This is a genomic window from Nocardia sp. NPDC003345, from assembly GCF_053589395.1.
Window position 1 is genome coordinate 18,995 of record NZ_JBSFRU010000041.1, and the last position, 10,797, is coordinate 29,791.

11 protein-coding genes are annotated in these 10,797 nt (G+C 70.1%); 5 read left to right on the plus strand and 6 right to left on the minus strand.

The window, feature by feature from the left end; translation table 11 throughout:
- Positions 1 to 42 precede the first annotated feature (42 nt).
- On the minus strand, positions 43 to 1,386 hold the full coding sequence (locus ACWDU1_RS07800) for a DegT/DnrJ/EryC1/StrS family aminotransferase (RefSeq protein WP_449996540.1): 1,344 nt from the start codon (positions 1,384 to 1,386) through the stop codon (positions 43 to 45).
- A gap of 285 nt (positions 1,387 to 1,671) precedes the next feature.
- On the opposite strand from ACWDU1_RS07800, the gene ACWDU1_RS07805 reads away from it, so the two are divergent.
- From ACWDU1_RS07805 to ACWDU1_RS07825, 5 genes are all read left to right on the plus strand, one after another.
- Positions 1,672 to 2,811, plus strand: coding sequence for a flavin-containing monooxygenase (locus ACWDU1_RS07805; RefSeq protein ID WP_449996542.1), 1,140 nt, complete (start codon positions 1,672 to 1,674; stop codon positions 2,809 to 2,811).
- A gap of 226 nt (positions 2,812 to 3,037) precedes the next feature.
- A complete protein-coding gene (locus ACWDU1_RS07810) occupies positions 3,038 to 3,430 on the plus strand; it encodes a hypothetical protein (protein WP_449996544.1) in 393 nt (130 codons plus the stop codon).
- The gene (locus ACWDU1_RS07815) at positions 3,420 to 4,232 is read left to right on the plus strand and encodes a hypothetical protein (protein ID WP_449996546.1); all 813 of its coding nucleotides are present in this window, start codon (positions 3,420 to 3,422) and stop codon (positions 4,230 to 4,232) included. The genes ACWDU1_RS07810 and ACWDU1_RS07815 overlap by 11 nt, the downstream gene beginning before the upstream one ends.
- Positions 4,229 to 4,699 (plus strand): roadblock/LC7 domain-containing protein, encoded by a 471-nt coding sequence (locus ACWDU1_RS07820; protein WP_449996548.1) that lies wholly within the window; start codon positions 4,229 to 4,231, stop codon positions 4,697 to 4,699. The genes ACWDU1_RS07815 and ACWDU1_RS07820 overlap by 4 nt, the downstream gene beginning before the upstream one ends.
- 41 nt (positions 4,700 to 4,740) lie before the next feature.
- Entirely contained in the window at positions 4,741 to 5,112 is a 372-nt protein-coding gene (locus tag ACWDU1_RS07825) for a hypothetical protein (RefSeq protein ID WP_449996550.1), read from the plus strand.
- Positions 5,113 to 5,200: 88 nt separating this feature from the next.
- Here the strand turns inward: ACWDU1_RS07825 and fadD11 are convergent, their stop codons facing one another.
- The 5 genes from fadD11 to ACWDU1_RS07850 all read right to left on the minus strand — a co-directional run.
- A complete protein-coding gene (gene fadD11, locus ACWDU1_RS07830; protein WP_449996552.1) occupies positions 5,201 to 7,021 on the minus strand; it encodes a fatty acid--CoA ligase FadD11 in 1,821 nt (606 codons plus the stop codon).
- Between the two features lie 16 nt (positions 7,022 to 7,037).
- Positions 7,038 to 7,967, minus strand: coding sequence for an alpha/beta hydrolase (locus ACWDU1_RS07835; protein ID WP_449996554.1), 930 nt, complete (start codon positions 7,965 to 7,967; stop codon positions 7,038 to 7,040).
- The gene (locus ACWDU1_RS07840) at positions 7,964 to 8,839 is read right to left on the minus strand and encodes a short-chain dehydrogenase/reductase (RefSeq protein WP_449996556.1); all 876 of its coding nucleotides are present in this window, start codon (positions 8,837 to 8,839) and stop codon (positions 7,964 to 7,966) included. Before ACWDU1_RS07840 ends, ACWDU1_RS07835 begins: the two co-directional genes overlap by 4 nt.
- A complete protein-coding gene (locus tag ACWDU1_RS07845; protein ID WP_449996558.1) occupies positions 8,836 to 10,296 on the minus strand; it encodes a flavin-containing monooxygenase in 1,461 nt (486 codons plus the stop codon). Before ACWDU1_RS07845 ends, ACWDU1_RS07840 begins: the two co-directional genes overlap by 4 nt.
- Positions 10,293 to 10,797 (minus strand): SRPBCC family protein (locus ACWDU1_RS07850; RefSeq protein ID WP_449996560.1); only part of this gene is annotated, 505 nt, incomplete at its 5' end. The genes ACWDU1_RS07845 and ACWDU1_RS07850, both read right to left, overlap by 4 nt.

A 10,797-nucleotide genomic window follows, 5' to 3' on the forward strand; every position in this document is an offset into this window, starting at 1 on the left:
TATCGGTGAACGGCGTCGTTGCCGGATCGGCGGCCACGCGGGTCAGCGCGCGGACACCAGGTGCCGCGCGCGGTCGCGGACGATATCGCTCGCGCGGGTGAACAGTTCCGGGAAATCCGGGTCCCGGAGTACGGCGTGCTCGAAGGCCAGTGTCGTCTCGGCCAGTGCGTGCGCGTGCGACAGATCGAATGCGCGTGGGTCGAGGGCGGCGAAGTATTCCTCGGACCAGCGGTTGGCGGGATCGGTGAGCGGCCGGTACACATCCGTGCGGTCCAGCGGCTCGTAGACCGGCGTGACCTCGCATCCCAGGAGGTGGCCGTAGGCCCGGGTGAGCAGCGGCAGGGGCAGCCCGCCGAAGGCGCCCGGCTCGACCCGCGCCAGCACCTTGTAGGTTATCTGCCGGTCGACGGCCGGTTGCGCGGCCATCGGCGCCAGCCCCGGTACCCGCGAGATCGCCGATTCCAGTGCCGCGAGGCCGTGCAGCTTCTCCGCCAGTTCACCGGTGTAGAAGCGGCGCAGCCGGGCCCGCAGGAGCGCGGCGCCCAGCGCGGGCCGTCGCTCGTTCCCGGCCTGGAACGGGACCGAACCGCCCAGCGGACGGCCGCAAGTGGTCAGTGACACCAGTTGATCGACCAGATGGCCGTGTGGCGTGGTGACCATTCCGCCCTCACCCACTCCGATCGATTTGGATGATTGGAACGACCAGGTCCCGAAATCCGCGACCGATCCGGCGGCCCGGCCCCGGATGACGCCACCGTGCGCATGCGCGCAATCCTCGATACTCGTGACCCCGTAGTCCGCGCAGATCCGCGCGATCTCCGGCATATCGACCATCCGGCAGTAGAGGTCCGGGATCACCGCGGCGGCGATCTCGCGGTCCCGATCGGACTCCAGCGCGCGGGCGAGGGCACCGGTGTCCACGACTCCGGTCTCCGGATCGATATCGAGGAATACCGGGGCCAGCCGCCGGTCGACGGGCCCCGCCGGGGTGGCCTGCCAGGTCAGGCCCGGTACCAGGACCTTCATTCCGGGCCGCAGCTCACGGCGGCCGAGCAGCGGCGCGGCGACCGTCGCGGCCATCAGCGCCACCACGATCGCACGGGTCCCGTTCGATACCGGTACGGCATGGGGAACCTGCTGGTAATGCGCGAACTCCGCGGCGGCCCGGGCCTGTTCCACGCCGAGCCCGGTGGCGACGGTTTCGTCGATCACCGCCTCCGGCAGCGGCGGCAGGCCACCGGCACTGTCGAGACCCCAGCGCCCCGATTCGAGCGCGGCGGATACGAAGTCCCGCTCGATGTCGTAATCCCTGATCTTGTCTACTGTCCGGTCGTCGCGCAGTGCCGGTCCGAGTGCGGACCCTACGGCCGATTCCGTGCGTGCCAATGGAACCCCCTTCAGGAGCGTCGATCCGTCGTATGGCGGTAGAACACCGGCATCCGATTCCGTGCGCATCCCCGAGCCGTCCGGAGATACGTGATCTCATGAGCTCTGGTTCAGGCTCGCACGGCCACCGTCCGCGGCGTGGAAACCCGATATGAACATCTCCGGTAGCGTTCTTGAATGGGGCCGGACGGTAGCGTCGTGGAATAGCTTGTGCCCAAGCCGTTTTCGCTGTTGACGGGTGTTGGCCGGCGGGTGCCGTGCGGCGTCCGGTTAGCATCGGCTCCCGTGGCTACCGAGGCAGCGAACCCGGCGGCGCCCGACCATACGATCCTGGTGATCGGCGCCGGGCAGGCCGGCCTGTCCGCCGGTTACCACCTCCGGCGGCGCGGCCTGGTGCCGGGCACCGATTTCCTCATCGTCGATCACGCCCCGGGCCCCGGCGGGGCCTGGCAGTTCCGCTGGCCCTCGCTGACGCTGAGCACGGTGAACCGCGTACACGATCTGCCGGGGATGTCGTTCGCGGAGAACCTGCCACCCGCCACCACGCCCGCCGCCGAGGTACCGGCGGCGACCGCCGTGCCCTACTACTACGGGCGATACGAGCGGCGGTTCGAGTTGCGGGTACGCCGGCCCGTGACGGTGCGGGTCGTCTGCGATCGCGCCGAACGCGACGGACTGCTGCACGCCGAAACCGATACCGCGGGCACGATCCGGGTCCGCGGCCTGATCAACGCCACCGGGACCTGGGAGCATCCGTTCATCCCCCACTATCCCGGCGCCGAGACCTTCGCCGGACGCCTGCTGCACACCCGGGACTACCGGGGACCGGAGGAGTTCACCGGACAGCATGTGGTGGTGGTCGGCGGCGGTATCTCGGCGGTACAACTGCTCGACGAGATATCCCGGGTCACCACCACCACGTGGGTTACCCGGTCGGAGCCGGTCTTCCGGAAGACGCCGTTCGGCGCGGACGCGGGCCGGCGTGCCGTGGCGATGGTGGAGGACCGGGTGCGGCGCGGGCTGCCACCCGGGTCGGTGGTGTCGGTGACCGGGCTGCCGCTGGACGACCGGCTGCGCGCGGCCCGGGATCGCGGCGTCCTGCGGCGGCTGCCCATGTTCGAGCGGATAGAACCCGGCGGGGTGCGCTGGGCCGACGGTAGTTTCCGGTCCGCCCAGGTGATCCTGTGGGCGACCGGTTTCCGTAGCGCGCTGGACCATCTGGCGCCGTTACGGTTGCGTGGCCCGGGCGGCGGGATCACGATGGACGGCCGGCTCGCGACGAGGGTGGCGGCGGATCCGCGGATCCACCTGATCGGTTACGGGCCCTCGGCCAGTACCGTCGGCGCGAACCGGGCGGGGCGGGCGGCAGCGGCCGAACTCACGGAGTATCTGGGGCGCGACCGAACCGGGGGACCGGGCCCGTAGGGCGGGGCGCGCGAAAGGCGGGTTTCCGGCGTCGTATTCGCGCCGTCGGCCGGTGCCGCAGGGTGCGAGGTCGAGCCCCCTGATCGGCAAATCTGTTGTCGTCTGGCGTGTTTCTCGCGACGCGCGGTCGGGTACTCATTTGCGACTTCCATTCGACCGGCGCTCACCGGCACCAATGTGTAGTGTCTCTGAAATCTGAAACGCTCATGGGACGAGTAGAGGCACAGTGATCGGAATCGATGGATGTCTGGAACGCATCATGGACATCCCGGGGGCTCGAAGTGTGACACTGGTGGACGGTGCGAGTGGGCTGGCGGTGGCCGGGGCGGGGCGGCACGAACTGGTCGATCAGCACGAGGACGCGGCGGCCACCACCGATGTGGTGCGGGCGGTGCTCGCCTGTCCGGCGCTGGCCACGGGGGACAGCGATGACGACATCACCGAGATCATCGTCAGCGGCACCGGCGGCTATCACCTGCTGAACCTCGTCGACGGGGATTTCGACGGCCGCCTCTTCGTCCACGTGCTGTTCGACGGGGACAACGGGAACCTGGCGATGGCGCGATTCCGGTTACGCGGCATTCTCGCCGAACTGACCGAGGCCGGTCATGGGCGTTGAACTCGCGCAGGAGCTCCGGCGGCTGGAAGACGAGGGGAGCACCGGCATCCTGCACGCGGGCGACGGCGTATTCCACCTGGCCGGGGGTTCCATCGCCTCCGCGGCCTGCCGCCGGACCACCGGTCTCGACCGCCTGGTCGTCGAGGCGGGCGTGGCCACCGCCGAGGATTGGCAGCGCGCGGGCGCCGGTGATCCGAGCCCCGTCCTGGGACGGCCGATGCTCGAAACCCTGGCGTTGCTGTCGGTCTTCGACGCCGCCTATTTCCTGCTGTCGGCGCCGGGAGTCCCGGAATTCCGGCCGGCGCCGGCACATTGGCTGTCATCGGTCTGCCATATCCGGCCACGGGCGCTGGTGCACGAATGCACCAGACGTGGTGATCCGGAGTCCGGGCCGTGGCCGGCGGAACTGGTGGACCGGGCCGTGGTGGTGCCGGTCCGCCGGGTCCGCCGGCGCCGGGTAATGCTCACCGGAAGCCAGGCCGAGGTCCTGGCGGCGGCCGACGCCCGCCGCAGCGTCACCGGTATCGCGCGGGAACTGGGCCGCACGGCCTACGGCTGCCTGGAGGCGGTCCGGGAACTCACCGAGGCGGGACTGATCGAACCTCCGGCCGGCGGGCCGGACGCACCGGCGGCAATCGCCGGCCCGGCCGCCTCGCGGCCGCTCACCGGTCCGGAACCGGGCGAACCGCCGCTGCGGCGGCGAGTCCGCCAGACCACACCGGTACCCGAGGCCGACGACTGGGAGCCGGTGGACCGCGACCTGCTCGTCCGCCTGCGGGCAGCGTTGGAGGATCTCGCGTGACGGCGCGAAAGAACTTGTTCGGAGAACTGATGGGGAGGCTGACCAAGGTGCCGATGACCGGACCGGATCCGCACACGGTGGTGCTCACGGAGCTACAGGGTCTGCGGGAACGCGTACCCGGGCTCACCGGTTCGCTGGTTGCCTCCAGCGACGGCCTGCTGGTCTCCCACGACCTACCCGTGCATATCGAACCGACCGGCATGGCCGCGCTGGCCGCGGCGCAACTGTCGCTGTCGGATCGGCTCGCCGGAACCGCGCACGGCGGCGTGTTCCAGGCGGTGGTGGTGGACGGTACCGCCGGACATGTCGTGATCTACGCCGCCGGGTGGGCGGCATTGACGGTACTCGCCGCGCCGGAGGTCAATATCGGCCGGTTGCATCTGGAATGCCGGCCGGTGGCGCGCGCCGTCGCCGAGCATCTGGCGGCCATCTCCCGGCCGCCCGGAACCACGAATTCGAGGAACTAGGCCCGTGGGGGCCTCGAAGAGAACAGCGAGAGGAACGACCTATGTCAGATCTGGATTTGGCGCTCAAGGACATGATGTCGATCGACGGTTCGATCGGCGCCGCCGTCGTGGACTGGAACAGCGGGATGGCGCTGGGGATGGCGGGTAGCTCGAAAGCGCTCGATCTGCATGTCGCGGCGGCCGGGAACACCGAGGTGGTCCGGGCGAAACTGCGCACCATCGAACAACTTGGCCTGCAGGAGGATATCGAGGACATCCTCATCACCCTGAGTGCCCAGTACCACATCATCCGGCCGATGACCGGGCGCAAGTCCAAGGGCCTGTTCCTGTACCTGGCTCTCGACCGCGGCCGGGCCAACCTCGCACTGGCCCGGCACCGGCTGCGCGGGATCGAAGAAGAACTCGAGGTCTAGGCCGGGCGGGAACCGTTGCCGGCGACGCGGTGGTCGATCCGGACGCCGTGACGGCGCCGGGATCGAACCTCCGCGCGGCCGGGCCCGTTCAGTGCGCGCCGGCGGTGTCGGTGGCGGGTTCGCGCACGTCCGCGGGCGGCCGGTCGCCATACAGCTCCTCGATCCGGTCCGCGTACTTCCGGGCGATGACAGCTCGTTTGAGTTTCATGGTGAGAGTGACCTCGTCGCCGCCCGCCTCCCAGAACACCGGCAGAATCACGAACCGTTTGATCTGTTCCACCCGGGCCAGCCGGGAATTGCCGGCGGCCACCCCGGCCGAGATCGCCGCCACCACGGACGGTTCGGCGGCCAGGGCGGCGGCGGACGCGTCGGCCAGCCCGTGCTGCCGGGCGTACGGCCCGGTGGATTCGGCATCGAGCACGATGAGCGCGGTGTTGTAGGCGCGGCCCTCGCCGATCACCGCCATGGCACCGATCAGCGGAGTCGCGGCCTTGATCGTGTTCTCGATATGGGTGGGCGACATGTTCTTGCCCGACGCGTTGATGATGATCTCCTTCTTGCGATCCACCACGCGCAGGTAGCCGTCGTCGTCGGTGGTAACGATATCGCCGGTGTGCAGCCAGCCCTGCCCGTCGACCGTCTCGGCGGTCTTGTCCGGTTGACCCCGGTACCCCTTCATCACCAGCGGGCCGCGGACCTGGAGTTCGCCGTCGGGGCCGAACCGGGACTCCATACCGGGCAGCAACCGCCCGACCGTGCCCAGCCGGACGTCGCGGGGGTGGCTGACACTGCAGATGCAGGACAGTTCGGACATCCCCCAGATCTCGGTGATCGGCACCCCGAGACCCGCGAAGAAACCCAGGGTCGCGGGCGGAATCGGGGCCGCGCCCGACATCGCCCAGCGCACCCGGTCCAGCCCGAGTGCCGCCCGCAGCCCACGCAGGACGAGTTCGTCGGCGCGCTGCCATTCGGCGTCGTGCTCGCCGGAAGCCGGTTGCCCGGACAGCAACCGCTCGCCCCGGGCGGCGGCCACCGACAGCGCCCACTGCAGGGCGGCGCGCCGCTGCTCGTCGGGTTCGGCGGCGACCTTGAATTCGATACCGGCGCGCAGCTTCTCCCACACCCGCGGTACCGCGCCCCAGATCGTGGGCCGTAGATCGGCCAGGGCGGCGCCGATGTTCTTGGGATCGTCCACGCAGGTCACCTGGGTGCCGAGCACTTCCTGGACGTAGAGGGCGGTGAGCCGGTCGGCGATATGGGCGCTCGGCATGAACGAGGTGATGGTGTCGCCGAATTCGATACCCAGGACCTCGGCGATCCCGTAGATCTGGAACAGCAGGTTGGCGTGGGTGGTTTCGACGCCCTTGGGCGCGCCGGTGGTTCCCGAGGTGTAGATCAGGGTGGCGATATCGTCGCCGCGCACCGCCCGCCAGGCGGCGTCGAAATCGAAATCGATGCGGGCCGAGGCGATGAGCTCCTCGGTGGACCAGGTGCCGTCCGGGGCGTCGTCGATACACACCAGGTGATCGATATCCGCGCCGCAGGCCCGCAGGCGGCCGACGTAGCGCGCCTCGCAGATCACCACGCGGGGCCCGGCATTGCCGAGCACGTGGGCGAGCTGATCGTCGGCGAGGGTGTTGTACACCGAGAACGAGGTCGCGCCCAGATGCTGCGCGGCCACCTCCAGTGGATAGAACTCGATCCGGTTGGACATCATCAGTGCCACGGTGTCGCCGCGGCGGACACCGAGCCCGGCCAGGCCGCCCGCGTATTCGCGCACCTGCTCGGCGTATTCGCCCCAGGTGAGGGTCTGGGCGCTGCCCGGTGTGCGCAGGGCGATCGCATCGGGGGCGAGCGCGGCGATGTGCTGGAACGCGGCGGGCAGGGTGGTGAAACGTGCTGTGCTCACGGAGGTTACTTCCGGATCAGACCGCGGCTGCGGTGGAGTCGAGGACCGTGGAGACGAAACGAGCGGTGGCCCGGTAGGAGAATCGCGATTCGGGCACGAGCGCGGGCATGACCTGGAACGCGTGCATCTGGTCACGCCAGACCCGCAGTTCGCAGTGCGCGCCGGCGGCGGACCAGCGTTCGGCGAGGGCCACCGCGTCGCCGCCGAAGAATTCGGTATCGGAGGCGTGGATCAGGGCCGGCGGTAACGCCGTACCCCGGACCGGCCGGAGATCGAGCGGGTCGGTGGTGAAATGCGCGACCGCGCGCCGTGACAGCCGTGCCGACAGCAGGCCGTCGGCACGGGCGTGTTCGTAGGTGCGGGCCAGCGCCAGCGTCAGATCGGTGAGCGGCGAGAACAGTACGACGGCCGCCGGCGCCGGTGCGCCCGCGCCGGCCCGGCCGATGGCGAAATCCGCGGCCAGGAAACCGCCGGCCGAATCACCCGCGACGATCACCCGCCGGTGGCCGTGGCCGAGGAGCCACCGGTACGCCTCGGCGACATCCTGCGGCGCCGCCGGGAACCGGTGTTCGGGGGCGAGCCGGTAGTCGAGCGTGAACACCGGCAGCCGGGTCGCGGTGGACAGCCGGGAGGCCACCCCGCGGTAACCGGCCGCCGAACCGGCGACGAAACCACCGCCGTGGATGTAGAGCACGACCGCGTCGTCGCGATCGGCCCGGGGGCCGCGCACCCATTCCCCGCGGACCGTACCGCTGCGGACCGTGTCGATCGAGGTGCCGCGCAGGGTGGGCGCGGCGGCGCGCAGGGCGCGATCGATCACGGCACGTGCGGTGGGCAGGGTGTAGGCGTTCACCGGGGCGACGGCGGCCAGCCGCCGGGCGGTGAGCGCGGAAATCCGCCGGACGGTGCGCGACTGCCACGAGCCGCGCGCCGGACCGGTGCTCATCGCCGCTTCTCGATCGCCCGGACCAGTTCCTGCACCGTCGAATCGGCGGCGAGCCGGCTGTCCAGCACCGTATTGACGACCCCGCGCAGCAGCGCGTAGGGCCGCCATCCGCTCGGCGCGATGGTGCGGGGCGCGCGGCGGCCGATACCGTCGGCGATGGTGCGGGCGGCGGCGGCCGCGGTGATCCGGACGTTCAGCGGCCACGGCAGCAACTCGTTGATCCGGCGGCCGAGTTCGTCGGCGTCGAGCATCTCGTGGGTCATCGAGGTCTCGACCAGGCCGAAATAGGCGATACCCGCGGTGGCGCCGGAGGCGGCGAGCTCCACCCGGAGCGCGCGGCCGAACTGCTCCACGGCCGCCTTGCTCATCATGTACGGCGAACCACCCATACCCGGGGCGAAGGCGGCGCACGAGGACACCACGACCACATGCCCCTTGCTGCGCACGATCTGGTCGAGGGCGGGATGCACGGTGTTGAACACGCCGGTGAGGTTGATCCGCACCACCCGGTCGAAATCCTCGGGTTCCATGGTGCGGATCGTCGCGGGCACCGGGGTCACCCCGGCATTGGCGACCACGATATCGAGCCCGCCGAATCGCTCGGCCACCTCTGCCACGACCTCTTCCATGCGCGCCCGGTCGGCGACATCGGCGCCGATCCCGTGGGCGCGGTCACCGAGCTCACCGGCGGTACGCCGGGCCGCGGTCTCGTCGATATCGACGACCACGACCACGGCGCCGCGCCGGTGCAGGAGGGTGACGAGTTCGAGTCCGATGCCCTGGGCGGCGCCGGTCACCAGCGCGACCTTGCCCTGAACGTCGTAGGTGACCGGGGAGAGCAGGCCGAAGGGGTCGGGCAGTTTCGGAGTCATCGGGTCACCTCGTAGGAGTCGGCATCGAACCGCCGGGTCCGCCTGCGGTATTCGAAACTCCAGTTGGGATACAGGCCGGCATTACCGCCGTCGGGGGTGGTGTAGTAGCTCTGGCAGCCGCCGGTGAGCCAGACCGTGTCCGCACTGCGGCGCGCCATTTCGTCGATGAACGCGTCCTGGGTGTCACGGCGGACCTCGACGCGGCGGGCGCCTTCGTCGCGCAGGGTGGTCAGGGCGTCCACGATGTAGGTGATCTGGGATTCCAGCATGAAGATCGCCGACTGGTTCCCGGCCGCGCCGAACGGGCCCAGGGTGCAGAAGAAGTTCGGGAATCCCGCGATCGCGGTCCCGAGATAGGCCTGCGGATGGTCGTGGTAGAGGTCGGCGATCGTGACCTCGTCCCGGCCGACGATCCGCTCGAACGCGCTCGGGATCGGGGTGAAGCCGGTGCCGTAGACGATCGTGTCGACCGGGATCTCCGCGCCGGCGCGGGTGACGATGGAATGCGCCCGGATCTCGGCGATCCCGTCGGTGACGACCTCGACATTGTCGCGGTCCAGGGCCGGGAGATAGGCATCGGAGAAGATCGCGCGTTTACAGCCGATGATGTAGTCGGGGGTCGCCTGCCGCCGGACCCGCGGGTCGCGGATCTGGCGCCGCAGCTGGAACCGGCCGAGGAGTTCGTAGGGATGGCGGAACCGGTTGTCGACGAACCCGACCAGGCCGAAGCCCTCGATCAGCGTGTACCAGGTCCCGCGCAGCGCTTTCTGCGCGAGCGGCAGCCGGCGCAGCAGGCTGCGCTCGATGCCGAGGGTTTCGCGGTCCATCCGGGGCACGATCCAGGGCGCGGAGCGCTGGAAAACGGTGAGCGCGGCGACCTTGGGCGCGATTTCCGGGATGAACTGCACCGCCGACGCGCCGGTGCCGATCACCGCGACCCGCTCACCGGTGAGGTCGTGATCGTGGTCCCAGTGCAGGGAGTGGAAGGTGGTGCCCTCGAAATCGCCGATACCGGGCAGGTCGGGATATTTCGCCTCGGCGAAGATACCGGCCGCGGAGATGAAGTAGTCGGCGGTGAACGCGCCCTGCGAGGTCTCGATATGCCAGCGCGCGGTGTCCTCGTCCCAGCGTGCTTCCAGTAGTTCGGTGTTGAGCCGGATATCGCGGACGACATCGTGTTCGACCGCGACGCCGCGGAGGTATTCGAGGATTTCGCGCTGTTTGCCGTAGGTCCGCGACCAGTCCGGGTTCGGCGCGAAGGAGTAGCTGTACAGATGCGACGGTACATCGCAGGCGGCGCCGGGATAGGTGTTGGCCTGCCAGGTACCGCCGAGGTCCGCGGCTCGTTCGAGCACCACGAGATCGTCGAATCCGGCGCGGCGCAGGGCTATCGCCAGGCCGATACCGCCGAACCCGGCACCGAGGACGACGATGCCGTGGTGCCGCGCGGCGCTCATCGCCGGGCTCCGGCGGACGCGGCGCGGACCCCGCGGGTGGTGCCCCGGGCGATGGACTGGGTGACGAACCGGTTGACCGGGCTCGCGGCGGCGAGCACCGGCCGCAGTACCGGGTTGCCTTCGAGCGCGAAGGTCCAGACCAGCCGGGTGCCGATGGCGAGGGGGAGCAGGGTGAGGTCCTCGGCGAAGCGGCGCAGGCCCGGTACCGAGGCGGCGTCGACGGTGAAGGTCATCCGCGTGCCCTCGTCCCAGCGGTAGAACCGCTCGTCGAGCCGCAGGAGGCCACCGAGGGTGACCTCGCGGGTGGTACCGATCCCGAAGGGCCGGGCCGAGGTCCAGCGGGCGGCGGTGATCACCGGCGACCACGAGACGAGGGCATCGTCGGCGGTGAGGGTGTCCCAGACCTCATCGGTGGGCGCCGCGATATCGACGACGTGGGTGTAGCGGTGCGCGGCGGTGTCGAGGAAGGTGTCGTCGGCGGTGCCGAGCGGGAAACGTGTG